Genomic DNA, 16475 nt, shown 5'->3' with positions numbered 1-16475 from the left:
CATGAAACGCATCATGCTAATCGGACCCAGCCAGTGCGGAAAAACGTCGCTCACACAATGCATGCGGGGAGAAGCGCTTCACTATCAGAAGACCCAGGCCATAGTCTGGTCGCCCACAGCGATAGATACACCGGGCGAATATCTTGAAAACCGCTGTCTGTATAGTGCGCTGCTGGCCAGCGCCTGTGAAGCAGACATCATCGCGCTGGTCCTCAATGCTGACGCGCCGTGGTCGCCATTTTCTCCCGGTTTCACCGGCCCAATGAACCGACCCGTTATTGGCCTCGTCACTAAAGCCGATTTAGCCAATCCGCAGCGCATTTCCCTCGTTGAGAGCTGGTTAGTCGAGGCTGGCGCGCAAAAAGTGTTTGTCACCAGTGCGCTGGAGAATACAGGTGTCGATGAGATGTTCATTTTTCTGAATGCAAAGGAACTTTCATGTCTCACAAAATAATGGCCATTAATGCGGGGAGTTCCTCGCTCAAGTTTCAGCTTCTGGCGATGCCGCAAGGTGAAATGATTTGTCAGGGGTTGATCGAGCGTATTGGTATGTCTGATGCGCAGGTCACCCTTAAAACGCCTGCGCAAAAATGGCAGGAAACATTGCCCGTAGCCGATCACCGTGAAGCAGTGACGCTGCTCCTGGAAAAACTGCTCAACCACAATATTATCAGCAGTCTGCAGGAGATCGACGGCGTGGGGCATCGCGTCGCACACGGCGGGGAATCTTTTAAAGATTCCGCACTGGTAACCGATGAAACGCTGGCGGAAATTGATCGTCTTGCGGAACTGGCCCCGCTACATAACCCGGTAAATGCGTTGGGAATTGCAGTATTTCGCCAGCTATTACCCGAAACGCCAGCCGTGGCGGTTTTTGACACCGCTTTTCATCAGACGCTTGACGAGCCTTCTTTCATTTATCCCCTGCCCTGGCGTTACTATTCAGAGCTGGGTATTCGTCGTTACGGTTTTCATGGCTCCAGCCACAAATACGTCAGTGCCCAGCTTGCTGAAAAGCTGGGAGTGCCCCTCAGCGCCCTGCGCGTCGTTTGTTGCCATCTCGGCAACGGCAGCAGCATCTGCGCCATTAAGGGTGGGCAATCGGTTAATACCTCAATGGGATTTACGCCGCAGTCTGGCGTGATGATGGGCACGCGAAGTGGCGATATTGATCCGTCTATTTTGCCGTGGATTGCCCTGCGCGAAGGCAAAACACCGCAGCAGCTCAACCAATTGCTCAACAATGAATCCGGCTTACTCGGTGTCTCTGGCATCTCACCTGACTATCGCGACGTTGAACATGCCGCAGATGCAGGTAATCATCAGGCGGCGCTGGCGTTGACGCTTTTTGCCGAGCGAATTCGCGCCACCATTGGTAGCTATATTATGCAGATGGGCGGTCTGGATGCGCTGGTGTTTACCGGAGGCATAGGCGAGAACTCAGCGCGGGCGCGAGCGGCGATTTGTCGCAATCTGAATTTCCTGGGACTGGCCGTCGATGAAGAAAAAAATCAGCGAAACGCCACCTTTATTCAGACAGAAAATTCGCTGGTCAAAGTGGCGGTGATCAATACCAACGAAGAGCTGATGATAGCGCAGGACGTTATGCGTTTAGCGATAGCGGAAACTGTGACGTTGGGCATTCCAGCTTAATCCTGCCACACTGCAAATTGCGGCAAATCATGGTAATAGCGCGATCGCCATGACACTATGCGCCGAGGATTGCTGATCACAAAGGTGAATACGTGGCTATTGCGCAATGTCCCGCATCATGCGGAGAACTTATCCAGGGCTGGATTCTGGGCAGTGAGAAATTAGTCTCCTGCCCGGTCGAATGGTATAGCACCGTTGAAATCACTTCAGGCTCGCCGCTGGCAGAGGAACGTCCACTTTCACGGGCGATGGTTAATCGGCTATTGCAGCACTGGCAATACCCGGCGCAGATGAGTCAGGATATCCGAATTGATGTCCAGTCAACTATTCCCATCGCTAAAGGAATGGCCAGCAGCACTGCAGATATTGCCGCCACCGCTGTCGCCACAGCACATCATCTGGGCCATCACCTGGATGAGCCTACGCTGGCGCAACTTTGCGTTTCGCTGGAGCCTACCGACAGCACCGTTTTTCGTAAGCTTACCCTTTTCGATCATAACGACGCCTCCACGCAAATTGCCTGCGAAGCCCAGCCTCAACTCGATCTGCTGGTTCTCGAAAGCCCGGAAACATTGCGCACTGCTGATTATCACCGTATTCCGCGTCATTCCGGGTTACAGGCAGGTGCTCCGGCCCTCAAACGAGCATGGGAAAAGGTACAGGAAGCTTGTATCAGCCAAAATCCTTACCGGATGGGCGAAGCCGCCACGCTAAGCGCAACCGCCAGCCAGTTGCTGTTACCGAAACCAGATTTTGATTCACTATTAGCGCTGGTAGAGGAATGTGATTTATACGGCGTTAACGTTGCGCACAGTGGCAGCGTTGTCGGCCTGATGCTGGACAGAACGCGTCATGATGTGGATTACATAAAATGGATGCTGACACAGAAAAAACTGACGGTTCACTGGCCGGAACAGCATTTATTGCGAATGGTCACAGGCGGAGTTGAGCTGCAATAAGGGTCGCCGCACAGCAGCGACCCGGACAAGCATAAATCGTTACTCAGCTTTCGCTTCGCCGTTTTTCAGTTCACCCATGGCTTTCAGCTTCTTAGAAATATCGCGGCGCTCTTTTGAGATCTCAGCATTTTTGATGATGTAATCATCAACGCGATCTTCGTAATCGCTTTTCATGCTAGCGATAATGCCCTGAATCGCTTCCACGCTCATGCCAGGCTTAATGTAGTCGCTCAGGTTGTCCAACAGCAGGACACGTTTCTGGTTGTCACGGATCTTTTTCTCAACGTCCTGGATTTCACGTTGCAGTTTGTTTTTACGACGGAACAGACGAACAAATTCCAGCACGTCCTGGAAAGAAGGCTTGGTAGTTTCCATTTTTACACCCCTGATAATGTGAGATTCGGATTCGTTTAAACAACGGCTAAAGTGGGTCAACATTACTTTCATGCCCGCCATACTTCAAGTTGCATCTGCATCGACAATGCATGGTTGAAACCTGAATTATCGAGGGTAAAGCCATTGCAGTTACCAATGGTTTTAGCCTTTTTCAGTATCATACCTCTAATCGTTGCTGAATCGAAGCAGCAGTAGAACCAATCCCCTCATCTGCTCTTTATTTGCGCAGCGCGCGACAGATTAAATGAGAAAGTAACTCCAGCTGTCGCGCCATCTCCATATTCAACCAAACGTAGCCGTGAATAGGCGTTTCCGCGACATTATCGCCCTTATGCTCAGCGATAAGCTGACGCAGCTCCACCACGGTATCATTGAGCTTCTCCGTATTGGCAAGTACTGGCTGCGGATTACCTTCATACAATGCATGCGTTATTGTCAGTAGCGCTTGCTGCGTCCTGAGCTGGGTTTCACGCAAAGTATGCGCATTCAACATAACAAAGTGACTGGTACGGCTGGCCCAGAGCGCATTGATTTGCAACTCGAGCATGCAGACGAGGTTACGATTAACCGTCTGAATAGCTTCAAAAATGGATTTTTGAATGTGGGTTTCTTTACTGGCAGGGACGATGAGCCCGCGCATTTTGACAACCTCGCTCAACAGCTGTTGTAAATGCTTCTCCAGTCGCGGTTGTTCAAGCAGATTGGGGGAGAGCGCCGCCTGGTACACCCGATTGTACCCCGTGACGCAATGCGCCAGTTGAATACGCCAGTGTATAAATGCCCGTTGTGGCCACACGCCGGTAAACAGCATCGCCAGTAACGATCCAAGAATAACGTCGCCGCCACGCCATAACGCCGTATTCATATCCCCAGCGGGAGCACCCACTACAACGGCAAGCGTAATACCAATCAACAGCGCCTGATACGGTTTTTTGCCCAATGCCAGCCAACCGCAGAGAAACATCGCCACCGCGCACCATATCAGCATCAGCGGAAGCGAAAAAAGCTCCAGACGCAGGGCCACCAGCCCAAGCACCGATCCCAGGATCGTGCCGCCAATACGTTCAAAAGCTCTGGGAACAACGTTCCCCCAAAAAGAAATAGGCCCCATGATCACCACCAGCGTGATCAGAGGCCATGTACCTTCAGGAATGTTTAACAGGCGTACCAACAGAAAAGTGAGAATAAACGCAAGCGCAATGCGAATACCGTGCACTACACGATAATGACGATACAAACGAATTTCAAAAGGGCTCAGTGACTTATTGGCACGCACTCATGCACTCCGTCAGCGAATAGCAAATAACAGAATTGTACTCGTTTTTTGCCTGAAAATATCATCCTGATTTGCATCAAAAACAGTTACTTCGACTGCACCGGTATGTACATTTCAATGTCCCAGTAGCCATCCTCGATGCCATTGTTCATGTACACTTCAAAGCAGGGTTTAGCAGCTATTTCGAAAGTCGTATCCTGCAACAGGCGGTCATAGAACTGATACCAGGGAGTGGCAAAATCATGATTTTCTACACGCGCAACGGCAACAGCATAGTCGCCACCCGCCACTTCGGTCAGGATCACCCCTTCGCTGTTTTCCGGGATCGCAAAATCTTCAGACACAGATACCACGGTGTCGCAACGCAGTTTCTCCGCCGGGACAACGTCAGGATTGTCGTAATAAACGGCTATCCATTCCAGCGGAACAATTTGCTTCCCGTCGACCCACTTCATTAACTGCTCAAAACCTTGCTTTACCGTTTGTTCCCACGGACCAACCATGTGAAAACCGGCAATCCTGCGTTTATCGACCTGTTTAATCTCGTACTCCATATAACCTCCGTGATTATACTGTATGTATATACAGTGTAATTTTTAGGTATTACGGCCACAAGTAAATAGTGATTATTATGTGAGCAGATTCGCACTCTTGCCAGTCAGGTATTCCAGGAAATAACTACGCCTTGTGGTGGAAATAATCGCTCAGACGCGAGAAAACGCCACCTTCACTGACGGACTCCAGCGTAACCAGAGGCCAGTGCGCCACCAGCTTATCCCGATCGTAGAGTTCAATTTCACCCACACGCTGATGTGCCGCGATTGGTGCAACCAGTTCTTTCTTATCAAGGACATATTTTGCTTTAATGTTAGCCACTTCCGCTTTAGGCAGGGCCATCCAGAAATCCTGCTCGGTGCCCAGGCTGATTTTTTCTTTGTCGCCATACCAGATCCGTTCAGTACCGACCTGCTTACCGCTACGCAAAACCTGCACCGTATCGAAGTTTTGTTGTCCCCATTGCAGCAGCTTACGCGCCTGGTCTTCACGGCCTTTCGCACTCTCCGCCCCCATCACAACCGCAATCAGTCGACGTTGTCCATCAACGGCGGAAGCGATCAGATTGAACCCGGCACCGGACGTATGCCCTGTCTTCAGACCATCCACGTTCATGGTTTTATCCCACAACAGGCCATTACGGTTTTGCTGCGTGATTCCGTTCCAGGTAAGGCTTTTCTCACTGTACATATGGTAGAAATCCGGTTCACCATGGATGATAGCTCGCGACAATACGGCCAGATCGTAAGCAGAGCTATGCTGACCTGGCGCATCCAGACCATGAACCGTTTCAAAATGGGTATCCTGCAGGTTCAGCTTTTGCGCATAGTTGTTCATCATCGCCACAAACTGCGGTTGTCCCCCGGCGATGTAATCAGCCAGCGCCACGCAGGCATCATTCCCGGAATCAACAATTAGCCCGCGGCTGAGGTCGCGCACCGAAACGCGATCGCCTTGTTTCAGGAACATCAAGGATGAACCGACGAATACCGGATTGTCTTTCGCCCAGGCATCGCGCCCAACGGTGACAATATCGGTTGGACTAATGCGCTTACTGTCGATTGCGCGGTCAACAACATAGCCGGTCATCAGCTTGGTCAGACTGGCGGGGTTACGTTGCTGATGTTCATTACCGGCTGTCAGAATTTGGCCCGTGGTGTAATCCATTAATACCCACGCCCCGGCATTTATCGCAGGCGGCTGTGGGGCGAAGCTGGCGGCATCGGTCGCCCAGGCGGACGTAAAACTCATCGTGAATAGTGAAGCGGCAATAAACAAACAGCGTTTCAACAGCATGTCCTCAGAAAAGGGAGAAATAGCCGTTCTTTTTACGGAAGTTCTGTCGAACAAACTTGAATAAATTGCAAGAAAATGTGACATAAGGCACATTTTCTTGCTGTTATATAAGGATGTCAGCGACAAACCGCGCGCGAAATTATCCTTTGCGTGGCGCAGTCTCTGCGTGATGGCTGCGATGGCGATGGTAGCCGTCGATCATACTGCGGAAAATTTGCCCTGGCGTGTCGCCCAGCGTGCACAGGTAAATATGTGCGCAGATGAACAGTAAGCCCACAATCGCTAACGCCATGTGCAGCACCAGCATTACCGGCCCCGCCCCCATCACCTGCGGGTAGAGACATAACAAGCCGGTAATGATCAACAGCGGAACCAGCGCGTACATAATGGCCAGGTAGGCCAGTTGTTGCAGTGGGTTAAATTTGTCCTTTGCCGTTGCGGCAAAGGGGTGCGGCTCGCCCTTCATGATGCCATACAGATAAAAACGCGTTTGCAGCAGGCAGCGTGATATTAACCCGTTTAACTTCACGCGATAATGGCAGCCGTTGCCGCTGGTTGCGTTTATTAACACAAAGCCAATCCAGAAGGCCAGCAATGCGAAGCCGCACCAGGTATGTACCTGCACCATCAACGCTACCGGCCCGACAGAGAAGTGGCCAAACAGGCCGCTCAGCAAAAGCAGAATAAAGAGCAGCGCATTTCCCCAGTGCCAACGGCGAACAGCCAGCGAATAGAGGTACTCCCGGTGCTCCTCTCCGGTTACCGTTTTTGGCGCCAGCATCCGACGTAACAGCGCGTGCGTGATCAGCCCTGCAATCATCAGCACAACAATAACACCCGCATAAATGAGCCACAGCGGCCAGTAGTCCGGCGCATAGTTCAGTTCCGCTCCCCAGATAGAATTCATACTTTACCCTCCTGATGGATCTCTTTACGCCGATAAACACTCACCGGGCCACTACGCGTATCCTGCTGGCGATAAACCTCTTTTTGATTGATCCAGTGCTGGATTTCCGGGTCATCGCGACGACCAAACTTCAACGCATCCGTCGGACAAACGGAAACGCAGGCGGGCGACTGTTCAATATCCTGACGGGTATCCGCGCAGAAATTACATTTGTCTGCGATTCCCGTTTGTGGATTGAGGTAGCGCACATGGAACGGACAAGCAGCGACGCAGTAGTCACAGCCAATACAGCGGGACTTATCCACCTGCACAATGCCGTTTTCATCGCGGAATGATGCACCGGTTGGACAAACGCTGACGCATGGCGCATCTTCACAATGCTGGCAAGAAACACGAACAAACTGGAAATGGGAAAGCGCCTCGGGTTCATGTTCCGGTGAACGGATCTGCACCTGTAAGCGGCTAAAACCTTCAGGCACGTCATTCAGTACCTTGCAGGCAACCGTACACGCCTGACAACCAATACAGCGTTTTTCGTCATGCAGCATGACATAAGGGTTTGTTGATTGATTCATGATGTACTCCTTTCTCATGCCCGACGAAGCGTAACGCCAGCGGTGTGGACCACCGTACCTGACACCGGACTGGTGACATGCGGAAGCAAATTACCGCAATGAATACCGTGCGTCGTCGCGGCTGTTTTGGCTCCTGCCTTGGCGCCAAATCCCATATAGACGAATAGCGTATCGGGTCGAATACCAGCGGTGACCAGCGCTTTGCCTTTTTCCTTACCGGTTGCATTTTCCAGCCAGATGTCATCGCCGCTTTTGATGCCTTTTTCACGGGCCGTTTGCGGGTGGATCCACACCGCGTTGTCCCACATCAGCTCACTCAGCAGTGGCACATATTGCGTTGCGCCATTGGTATGAACCGCCACTTTCCCCTGAATAAAATAGAGTTCATTGTCGCCTTTGAGCGCAAAATTGCGGGCGCGAGGAACACCGTAGCCTGGCAGGAGTGTTTCCAGCTCGGCAGAGTAGAGTTCGATTTTTCCTGACGGGGATTTAAAACGCAGCTGCTCGCCATAGGTGCCGTCGCTATCAACCGCTACCGCGCCCGGATAGCGCGCCACAAACTGACGCACCGCTTCGGGTTCGCGCAGCAATAGCGGAACACCCCACTCGCGATACCCTTTCTGACGTAACTCAGCAGATAACGCATGATCGCCATTAAGCTGGTACAGCTGGCGCGTTTGCATATCCTGCCATGGGTAGAATTGCCCAAGGCCTAACTGAACAGCCAGTTCTTTCCAGATTTGCCAGCTCGGACGCGCTTCACCAATAGGCTCAACCACCTGCTGACGCAGGGCATAGGCTGGATTCAGGCCCGACATATCAGAAACTTCTTCATCGCGCTCAAGGTAAGTACATTCAGGCAAAAGATAATCGGCATACGCCGCGCTTTCGCTTAAATAGACATCGCAACTGACCACCAGGTCGAGCTGTTCAACGGTCTTGACCAGGTCTGGTCGACAGGTCACGGTCTGGAAAGGGTTGTGTCGGGACATGATCCATCCCTTCACCGGATACGGCGTTTGCTTTAAGACGGCATCAATAATGCTTTGCACTACGCCGCCGCCGGCCGCGATGTACTTGAACTGCGGGGCCACCAGATCGATACGCTGCGCCGTTGGATTGGGTAATTTGGCATCGGGTTTTGCCAGCACGGGAGCAACTTTCTCTCCGGCCAGCTTATTGTACGTTGCCGCCGCTTTTTTCTGATACAACCCACCCTCACGCTCAATATTTCCAAGTAACACATTGAGGGTGAAAATCATGCGCCGCATATCAATTTCTTCTTGCGAAAACGTCGCACGATGACCCGGACTGACAATGGCGTGAGGGGCGCAGGCGGCCATTTCGCGGGTGACCCGGATAATCACATCGGCAGGCACATCAGCGAGCTTTTGCGCCCATTCCGGCGTGGTCTCCTGGACCGCCTCAGCCAGTTGGTCAAACCCAGTGGTGTAGCGTGCCACAAAGTCTGCGTCATACAGATTTTCTTTGATCATGACGTGACACATGGCCATCAGCACCGGTAAGTCGCCGCCAGGCTTAAGCGCATGCCATTCATCCGCTTTGCTGGAGAAGACGGATAAACGGGGATCAAAGCTGACCATTTTCGCGCCCTTTTCCTGCGCGGTCATCAGTTCATGGGTGTCGGCAACCTCAATGCCTTCATAGAGGTTATGGCCAAAAGAGACCATATAACGGGTATTGACGATATCCATAGCTAAATCGCCACCCATCATAACTTTAGCGGCAATCGCTTTTCCGGCGGGGCATGTCGAGGCGTGAGTAAACGTGTTCGGCGATCCAAAAGCCGTCGCGAGGTGAAATAAATGGCCGGAAAGCGAACCGGACTTGGAAGAGAATACGACCCCCTCAGGACCATGCTGCGCTTTTATTGTTGTCATTTTTTCGGCAATTTCTTTATATGCCTGCTGCCAGCTAATTACCTGCCACTCACCGCTCCCGCGAGGTCCTGTGCGTTTCATCGGTTTAACAATACGATGCGGGTCGTTGACCAGGCTAACACCGCTGCCTCCGCGCGCGCAGACACGCGTCCCCTGCTGAGGCGCATTAGGGTTTCCTTGAATAAAAACCGTCTTATTATTAATTACCTGAGCCTGAATTGGGCAGCGAAAAGAACACATTTCGCACAAACTTGGCGTCAGGGATGTTTTCCCTTTTATGTGCTCGGGAGAATTCCGCGCCAGTGCGCCTGGTGGAAAACTGCCTATTGCACAGGCTGAGCAACCTATACCCACCCCTCGTAAAAAATTACGCCGACTTATGCTCATATAACCTCCTGTTATTAGATATATCCAATTATTATATGGAGTTTATATTATTAATTTTTAACCTCACTCACATTTTATTACAATGCATACAAGCGCATTAATAGAAATATAAGGCCGTTGTTTTTAAAAGACTTTTAAAACATCCAGAAAACAGAAAATGAAATAACAATAATGGTTATCAATTAACTTATTTCCCAGAGTGTGATTTTAAGAAAGTTTATTCCAGTAATTTCCTTTAATGGTACGAAAATAATTAATCATTCGTTCAAAGCCGTGTTTAGCGCAATTTTCTTGCGTAGGCCATTCCGCATCGATAATCCTCTTGCTGATTACCTCGCTATTTTTTGGTATTCTTGGATAAGCGCTAAATTGATCCCGGACATAACTGAACAATGAATGACGGCAAGCAGCAACCTGGTTTTCTCTTCCACGATTACGAGACTTTTGGTACCCATCCGGCGCTGGACAGACCCGCGCAATTTGCGGCTATCCGCACAGATAATGATTTCAACATTATCGGTGAACCTGAAGTCTTTTATTGCAAACCCGCAGATGATTATCTACCACAGCCCGAGGCGGTACTGATTACCGGCATCACCCCGCAAGAAGCACGTGAAAAGGGAGAAAATGAAGCTGCTTTTGCTGCGCGTATTCACGCCCTGTTTACCGTACCGAAAACCTGTATTCTGGGCTATAACAACGTGCGCTTCGATGATGAAGTGACGCGAAATATTCTGTATCGCAATTTCTATGATCCCTATGCCTGGAGCTGGCAGAACGATAATTCGCGCTGGGATCTGCTGGATGTAATGCGTGCCTGCTATGCCCTGCGTCCTGAAGGGATTAACTGGCCGGAAAACGACGATGGCTTGCCCAGCTTCCGCCTGGAACATTTGACCAAAGCGAATGGGATTGAGCATGCCAACGCCCACGATGCAATGGCCGATGTGTATGCCACGATTGCGATGGCGCAATTAGTCAAGTCACGCCAGCCACGTCTGTTTGAGTATCTCTATAGCCATCGTAATAAGCACAAACTGGCGGCGCTAATTGATGTGCCGCAGATGAAGCCGCTGGTCCATGTCTCGGGCATGTTCGGCGCATGGCGCGGTAACACCAGTTGGGTGGCGCCACTGGCCTGGCATCCGGAAAATCGCAACGCGGTTATCATGGTCGATCTGGCCGGTGATATTTCACCGCTGCTCGAACTGGACAGCGACGCGCTGCGTGAGCGGCTCTATACCGCTAAGGCTGATCTGGGAGATAACCCCGCAGTGCCGGTTAAACTGGTGCACATCAACAAATGTCCGGTACTGGCACAGGCGAACACCCTGCGCCCGGAAGATGCCGATCGTCTCGGTATTAACCGCCAGCATTGTCTGGATAATCTCAAAATTCTGCGCGAAAACCCACAGGTACGCGACAAGGTCGTGGCTATCTTTGCCGAGGCGGAACCCTTTGCGCCATCGGATAACGTAGATGCCCAGCTGTACAACGGCTTTTTCAGCGATGCCGACCGCGCTGCGATGAAAATCGTTCTGGAAACCGAACCGCGAAATTTACCGGCGCTGGATATCACCTTTGTCGATAAACGCATTGAAAAGCTGCTGTTTAACTACCGCGCGCGTAACTTCCCTGGAACGCTGGATGAAGCCGAACAACAGCGCTGGCTGGACCATCGTCGTCAGGTATTCACGCCGGAGTTTTTGCAAAATTACGCCAATGAATTACAGATGCTGAGTCAGCATTATGCGGATAACAAAGAGAAGCTGACGCTGCTGAAAGCACTCTGGCAATATGCGCAAGAGATTGTCTAAATCCCACGTATAAAAAAACGGAGAACATGTCTCCGTTTTTTTTTCAGCTAAATGCAGTTATTACGCGATATCTTCGTCGTACTGCGGTACCGGGTTGCGGAAGCTTTTGGTCACGCACGCCAGGTAGATCAGACCGATACCCGCCCAGATCAGGCCCAGAACCATTGAGCTTTCTTCCAGGTTCACCCACAGCGCGCCAACGGTCAGCGCACCGCACATTGGCAGGAACAGGTACTGGAAGTGATCTTTCAGCGTCTTGTTACGCTTCTCACGGATCCAGAACTGGGAGATTACCGACAGGTTAACGAAGGTAAACGCCACCAGCGCACCAAAGTTAATCAGCGCCGTCGCCATCACCAGGTCGAAGTTGATTGCCAGCAAAGCAATCGCACCAACCAGAATGATGTTCATGGACGGAGTACGCCATTTCGGGTGTACATAACCGAAGAAACTTTTCGGGAATACGCCGTCACGACCCATCACGTACATCAGACGCGCAACGCCTGCATGCGCCGCCATACCGGATGCCAGTACGGTAATGGTAGAGAAAATCAGCGCGCCGACCTGGAAGAACTTACCAGCAACATACAGCATGATTTCCGGCTGCGAAGCATCCGGATCCTTAAAGCGCGAGATATCCGGGAAGTACAACTGCAACAGATAGGTGGAGACGATAAAGATCAGGCCACCAATCAGCGCGGTCAGGAAAATCGCACGCGGGATCACGCGCTCAGCATCTTTGGTTTCTTCTGACAGGTTGCTGATACCGTCAAAACCGGTGAACGAGAAGCACAGGATGGTAGCCCCGGTGATCATCGGGATCACGTGCGCATCACCCGACCAGAACGGACGGCTGCTCGCCAGCGTACCGGCGCCTTCCCCTTCGAACACGCCATAAACGACCATGCCGAGGATCACTGCAATCAGCACCACCTGCAACAACACGATCACGGTGTTGAAATTAGCGACGGACTTGAGGCTACGCAGGTTGAAGGCGGTCATAAAGGCCACCAGCGCCACCACGAACATCCACGATGGAATCGAAGGCACCAGCGCTTCAAAATAAATTTTCGCCAACAGAATGTTGATCATCGGCGCGAACAGGTAGTCCAGCAGCGATGACCAGCCAACCATAAAACCAACGGTCGGGCTAATGGATTTCTGAGCGTAAGTGTAGGCAGAGCCTGCGGACGGATAGCGGCGTACCAGTTTACCGTAGCTTAGTGCGGTAAAGAGGATGGCGATCAGTGCGAAGGCGTAAGCTGTCGGGACGTGACCATCGGTCATTCCTGAGACGATACCGAATGTATCGAACAGCGTCATCGGCTGCATATAGGCAAGGCCCATCATGACAACCGGAACCAGCGTAAGCGTTTTACGTAATTCCACGCGAGAGGTGTTTGGAGTAGCGTTATGCGACATGGTTATCCTCCATTACGGCGAAAACCGTCGCGTAAGCAAAAAATTGCCCCATTTTTTGTTAATCCTCAGCGACAACAACTGTCGATTTTTAAGTAAGTATCTATCCGGTACGAAGCCCGGCCTCTTTTATGAATGATTGGTTTGATGCAAAAAAATAACCGACGCGTATTAAAACGTCGGTTAATGTCATTTTTTGCAAGCGGCGTATTTTGCACTAATTTGGGGAGAAATAACAAGAGATTGAAGCAACTGTAAAAAAATATTTTTTCTCAACTGATTGATTTATCAGCATCCGTTTTAACGTACACCCCGGCAATAGCACTATTTGCTAAAATCTCGTCCCGCCACCAGGCGCTGGCAAGCCCGGCGGTCTGTTCATTCCACCCTATCCACACGGGTTCAAACAGAATTTGTCCGACCACTTTCTTCTCAATCAGCGCGCCGCTGTCCAAAAATCGCTGCGCCAGATAACGGGGAATATATCCGCATCCCAGACCACTGATTTGCAGCTCCAGCTTGGTTTTGAAGTCAAAAACGGTAATCGCTTCCTGATCGTCCAACACCTGAACGCCGGAGATGTTCGCTTGATGCGCATTCTCTCCCACCGCGATGGCGCGAAATCGTCGAATAGTACGCCGATGTAACGGTTCCTGTTCCTGCGCCAGCGGATGATGCGGCGCAACCACAAACACCTGTTCCAGCGCGCCAAGCCGCGCAAAACCAAATTCGCTCCCCGCCGGCGGTTCGTGCATAGCGCCGACAATAATATCCGCCCGCCCCTGAGTAAGTGCATCCCAGGAACCACCCAGCACGCCGTTAATAAACTTCAGGCGCGTCACACTGTGATGTTGATAGAAGGATTCGATAAGGGGGGCCAGCAGTGAAAAGGGAAACGTATCATCGACGCCGATGACCAGTTCATTCTCCCAGCCTTCATGAAGTTTAATAGCTTGCTTTTCGAGTTCGCGGACGGAGTGCAATACCTCTCGCCCCTTTTCCAGTAGCATTTGACCGGTGCGGGTAAACTTAGCCCGGTGCCCACTGCGATCTAATAACTGAATATTAAGATCGCTTTCCAGTTTATGGACGGTGTAGCTAAGCGCAGACGGCGTCTTATACAATTTTGCCGACGCCGCCGCGAAACTGCCCTCTTTTTCTAACGCATCGAGGATGATAAGAACGTCCAGCAGTGGTTTCATACTCGCCCCCTGGCGGTATACAGCGACACTCTGCTGGCCTGTCACTCCATCGGCATCACCAGCGGATCGGGATACTGGTACTCAAATCCAAGCTCATTACAAATACGGCTGCCATCAATGACTTTACCTTTACCGTTATCCGCACCGCCGCGAAATTCCGGCGGTTCCATCCCCAACTGGCGGGCCATCTGCGGATAGAACACGTTACGCGCCGGATGCATAGGCGCACATATATTATAGATGTGTCCCCCTTTGGGCGCTTGCAGCAGCAACGTGATGGCAGAAACGACATCATCCAGGTGCACCAGATTGACGCCATGGTTTCCATCTGGCGCCGTCTTGCCAGCGAAAAAGCGGCCGGGATGTCTTCCCGGGCCAACCAGTCCGGCCAGACGCAGAATATCTACCGAGGTGCCAGGCAGGTTATGCAACCAGTCTTCAAGATCTTTCAGAACACGCCCGCTGGCGGTGACCGGGTTACGCGGCGTCCCCTCTTTCACGATGCCCTGGACATCGCCATAGACCGACGTCGAGCTGGTAAAAATAATCCGCGGGATCCGGTACGCCAGCGCACTGTCAACCAGTTCCTGCATGGCCTGCAGGTAAAATGTCTCCCCTGGCCCGCTACGGCGCGCAGGTAGCGTTATAACCAGTGCATCAGCGTCCATGAGCGCGTCGAGATCGTCAGCCTCACAGACCAGTTCAGGCTCCAGGCGCAGCGAGTAACTCTCGATACCGCTCATACGGGCCGCTTCTACCCCATCCAGTGTGGTTTTGCTGCCGGTAACCTGCCAGCCTCTCGCCGCCAGCGACATGGCTAACGGCATGCCTAACCAACCTAACCCGACAATTGCGACCTTTTTCATGCCTTCTCTCCTGACTTTTGGCCTATAACGCAAGGCTACGCCAGCCCACGGTGGCTGACAATTCATAGTATCAATATGAAATGAATTAATGATCAAAAAAAGCCCTTGCTTTCCGTAGCTAAAGTGGTTTAGGTTAAAAGACATCAAATGAATAAACATTCATCGAGAAAATTTATGACACGCGCTCAATTTAAACACCATCATCACCATCATCCTGACTAGTCTTTCAGGCGATGTGTGCTGGGAGACATTTAAATCTTCCAGCGGTGCATGAGCGTATGAGAAAGCCCCCGGAAGATTTCTTCCGGGGGCTTTTTTTGTGCGTGACCCAAACTGATTCAGACAGGATAACGAGGAACAAACAATGTTAGACAACACCCGTTTACGCATAGCTATGCAGAAATCAGGCCGTTTAAGCGACGATTCACGCGAATTACTGGCCCGTTGCGGCATTAAAATTAATCTTCACACCCAGCGCTTAATTGCGATGGCAGAAAATATGCCGATTGATATCCTGCGCGTACGTGATGACGATATCCCGGGTCTGGTGATGGACGGCGTCGTTGATCTGGGCATTATTGGGGAAAACGTTCTGGAAGAAGAGCTGCTCAACCGTCGGGCACAGGGTGAAGATCCTCGCTATTTTACCCTGCGTCGTCTGGACTTCGGCGGCTGCCGTCTTTCGCTGGCGACGCCGGTTGATGAAGCCTGGGATGGCCCGGCAGAACTGAACGGGAAGCGTATCGCCACCTCTTACCCGCACCTGCTCAAGCGTTACCTCGATCAAAAAGGGGTGTCATTTAAATCCTGTCTGTTAAACGGTTCTGTCGAAGTCGCGCCCCGCGCGGGCCTGGCCGATGCAATCTGCGATCTGGTGTCAACCGGCGCGACGCTTGAAGCTAATGGTCTGCGTGAAGTGGAAGTGATTTACCGCTCTAAAGCGTGTCTGATTCAGCGCGATGGCGAAATGGCCGCAGCCAAACAGCAACTGATCGACAAACTACTGACCCGCATCCAGGGGGTTATCCAGGCTCGTGAATCCAAATACATCATGATGCACGCACCGAGCGAGCGTCTGGACGAAGTTATCGCCCTGCTGCCTGGCGCTGAGCGCCCAACCATTCTGCCACTGGCGGGCGATCAGCAGCGCGTGGCCATGCACATGGTCAGCAGCGAAACCCTGTTCTGGGAAACAATGGAAAAACTGAAAGCGCTCGGCGCCAGCTCTATTCTGGTGCTGCCGATTGAGAAGATGATGGAGTAACG

General features: G+C 51.7%; 15 protein-coding genes, 1 pseudogene and 1 other annotated feature. Of the genes and pseudogenes, 6 read left to right on the top strand and 10 right to left on the bottom strand.

All coding sequences use genetic code 11. The features are described from left to right. The first annotated feature begins 1 nt into the window (after position 1). The 3 genes from pduV to ICA20_RS09490 all read left to right on the top strand — a co-directional run bounded on the left by pduV (position 2) and on the right by ICA20_RS09490 (position 2612). Positions 2 to 454, top strand: a complete 453-nt coding sequence (pduV, locus tag ICA20_RS09500) for a propanediol utilization protein PduV (protein WP_038641695.1) — start codon at positions 2 to 4, stop codon at positions 452 to 454. After that, positions 439 to 1653 carry an acetate/propionate family kinase gene (locus tag ICA20_RS09495; protein ID WP_038641698.1) on the top strand — a complete coding sequence of 405 codons (1215 nt, stop codon included), beginning with the start codon at positions 439 to 441 and terminating at the stop codon, positions 1651 to 1653. The genes pduV and ICA20_RS09495 overlap by 16 nt, the downstream gene beginning before the upstream one ends. 92 nt (positions 1654 to 1745) lie before the next feature. Beyond that, positions 1746 to 2612 carry an L-threonine kinase gene (locus tag ICA20_RS09490; RefSeq protein WP_038641699.1) on the top strand — a complete coding sequence of 289 codons (867 nt, stop codon included), beginning with the start codon at positions 1746 to 1748 and terminating at the stop codon, positions 2610 to 2612. 39 nt (positions 2613 to 2651) lie between these two features. On the opposite strand, the gene ICA20_RS09485 is transcribed toward ICA20_RS09490, so the two are convergent. From ICA20_RS09485 to phsA, 7 genes are all read right to left on the bottom strand, one after another. Continuing rightward, positions 2652 to 2987, bottom strand: coding sequence for a DUF496 family protein (locus tag ICA20_RS09485; RefSeq protein ID WP_032939582.1), 336 nt, complete (start codon positions 2985 to 2987; stop codon positions 2652 to 2654). A 238-nt stretch (positions 2988 to 3225) separates the two neighbouring features. Continuing rightward, positions 3226 to 4284 (bottom strand): FUSC family protein, encoded by a 1059-nt coding sequence (locus ICA20_RS09480; protein WP_038641701.1) that lies wholly within the window; start codon positions 4282 to 4284, stop codon positions 3226 to 3228. Positions 4285 to 4370: 86 nt separating this feature from the next. After that, positions 4371 to 4838, bottom strand: a complete 468-nt coding sequence (gene sbmC / locus ICA20_RS09475) for a DNA gyrase inhibitor SbmC (RefSeq protein ID WP_038641703.1) — start codon at positions 4836 to 4838, stop codon at positions 4371 to 4373. A gap of 124 nt (positions 4839 to 4962) precedes the next feature. Next, positions 4963 to 6135, bottom strand: a complete 1173-nt coding sequence (gene dacD, locus ICA20_RS09470) for a serine-type D-Ala-D-Ala carboxypeptidase DacD (protein WP_038641705.1) — start codon at positions 6133 to 6135, stop codon at positions 4963 to 4965. A 139-nt stretch (positions 6136 to 6274) separates the two neighbouring features. Further along, complete coding sequence (gene phsC / locus ICA20_RS09465; RefSeq protein ID WP_038641707.1) at positions 6275 to 7042, bottom strand: thiosulfate reductase cytochrome B subunit; 768 nt, start codon at positions 7040 to 7042, stop codon at positions 6275 to 6277. Beyond that, positions 7039 to 7617 carry a thiosulfate reductase electron transport protein PhsB gene (gene phsB / locus ICA20_RS09460; RefSeq protein ID WP_149282263.1) on the bottom strand — a complete coding sequence of 193 codons (579 nt, stop codon included), beginning with the start codon at positions 7615 to 7617 and terminating at the stop codon, positions 7039 to 7041. Before phsB ends, phsC begins: the two co-directional genes overlap by 4 nt. Before the next feature lie 14 nt (positions 7618 to 7631). Beyond that, the gene (gene phsA, locus ICA20_RS09455) at positions 7632 to 9905 is read right to left on the bottom strand and encodes a thiosulfate reductase PhsA (RefSeq protein ID WP_038641711.1); all 2274 of its coding nucleotides are present in this window, start codon (positions 9903 to 9905) and stop codon (positions 7632 to 7634) included. Between the two features lie 392 nt (positions 9906 to 10297). Here phsA and sbcB point away from each other — a divergent pair, with 392 nt between their 5' ends. Beyond that, positions 10298 to 11722: an exodeoxyribonuclease I gene (gene sbcB, locus ICA20_RS09450; protein ID WP_038641712.1), complete on the top strand. Its 1425-nt coding sequence runs from the start codon at positions 10298 to 10300 to the stop codon at positions 11720 to 11722. Positions 11723 to 11782: 60 nt separating this feature from the next. Here sbcB and plaP read toward each other — a convergent pair whose 3' ends face one another. From plaP to ICA20_RS09435, 3 genes and pseudogenes are all read right to left on the bottom strand, one after another. Continuing rightward, a complete protein-coding gene (gene plaP, locus ICA20_RS09445) occupies positions 11783 to 13144 on the bottom strand; it encodes a putrescine/proton symporter PlaP (RefSeq protein ID WP_003030167.1) in 1362 nt (453 codons plus the stop codon). Positions 13145 to 13358: 214 nt separating this feature from the next. Then, positions 13359 to 14343: pseudogene (locus ICA20_RS09440) on the bottom strand (LysR substrate-binding domain-containing protein). 41 nt (positions 14344 to 14384) lie between these two features. Then, positions 14385 to 15209, bottom strand: coding sequence for an SDR family oxidoreductase (locus tag ICA20_RS09435; RefSeq protein ID WP_038641716.1), 825 nt, complete (start codon positions 15207 to 15209; stop codon positions 14385 to 14387). Positions 15210 to 15383: 174 nt separating this feature from the next. On the opposite strand from ICA20_RS09435, the gene hisL reads away from it, so the two are divergent. Both hisL and hisG read left to right on the top strand, forming a co-directional pair. Next, the gene (gene hisL, locus ICA20_RS09430; protein WP_100250077.1) at positions 15384 to 15431 is read left to right on the top strand and encodes a his operon leader peptide; all 48 of its coding nucleotides are present in this window, start codon (positions 15384 to 15386) and stop codon (positions 15429 to 15431) included. Next, positions 15407 to 15529, top strand: a sequence feature (His leader region). (Overlaps the previous gene by 25 nt.) A 44-nt stretch (positions 15530 to 15573) precedes the next feature. Further along, a complete protein-coding gene (gene hisG / locus ICA20_RS09425) occupies positions 15574 to 16473 on the top strand; it encodes an ATP phosphoribosyltransferase (protein WP_038641718.1) in 900 nt (299 codons plus the stop codon). The last annotated feature ends 2 nt before the right edge of the window (positions 16474 to 16475 follow it).

This window comes from Citrobacter sp. C5_2 (genome assembly GCF_014596845.2).
In the GTDB taxonomy this organism is placed as follows: domain Bacteria; phylum Pseudomonadota; class Gammaproteobacteria; order Enterobacterales; family Enterobacteriaceae; genus Citrobacter; species Citrobacter werkmanii.
This window is presented reverse-complemented; position numbering and strand designations above follow the sequence as displayed.

Excerpts from the sequence above, each read along its gene's own strand:
- pduV (WP_038641695.1), top strand. The coding sequence starts at position 2 with ATGAAACGCATCATGCTAATCGGACCCAGCCAGTGCGGAAAAACGTCG.
- ICA20_RS09495 (WP_038641698.1), top strand. The coding sequence starts at position 439 with ATGTCTCACAAAATAATGGCCATTAATGCGGGGAGTTCCTCGCTCAAG.
- ICA20_RS09485 (WP_032939582.1), bottom strand. The coding sequence starts at position 2,987 with ATGGAAACTACCAAGCCTTCTTTCCAGGACGTGCTGGAATTTGTTCGT.
- sbmC (WP_038641703.1), bottom strand. The coding sequence starts at position 4,838 with ATGGAGTACGAGATTAAACAGGTCGATAAACGCAGGATTGCCGGTTTT.
- dacD (WP_038641705.1), bottom strand. The coding sequence starts at position 6,135 with ATGCTGTTGAAACGCTGTTTGTTTATTGCCGCTTCACTATTCACGATG.
- phsC (WP_038641707.1), bottom strand. The coding sequence starts at position 7,042 with ATGAATTCTATCTGGGGAGCGGAACTGAACTATGCGCCGGACTACTGG.
- phsB (WP_149282263.1), bottom strand. The coding sequence starts at position 7,617 with ATGAATCAATCAACAAACCCTTATGTCATGCTGCATGACGAAAAACGC.
- phsA (WP_038641711.1), bottom strand. The coding sequence starts at position 9,905 with ATGAGCATAAGTCGGCGTAATTTTTTACGAGGGGTGGGTATAGGTTGC.
- sbcB (WP_038641712.1), top strand. The coding sequence starts at position 10,298 with ATGAATGACGGCAAGCAGCAACCTGGTTTTCTCTTCCACGATTACGAG.
- plaP (WP_003030167.1), bottom strand. The coding sequence starts at position 13,144 with ATGTCGCATAACGCTACTCCAAACACCTCTCGCGTGGAATTACGTAAA.
- ICA20_RS09435 (WP_038641716.1), bottom strand. The coding sequence starts at position 15,209 with ATGAAAAAGGTCGCAATTGTCGGGTTAGGTTGGTTAGGCATGCCGTTA.
- hisG (WP_038641718.1), top strand. The coding sequence starts at position 15,574 with ATGTTAGACAACACCCGTTTACGCATAGCTATGCAGAAATCAGGCCGT.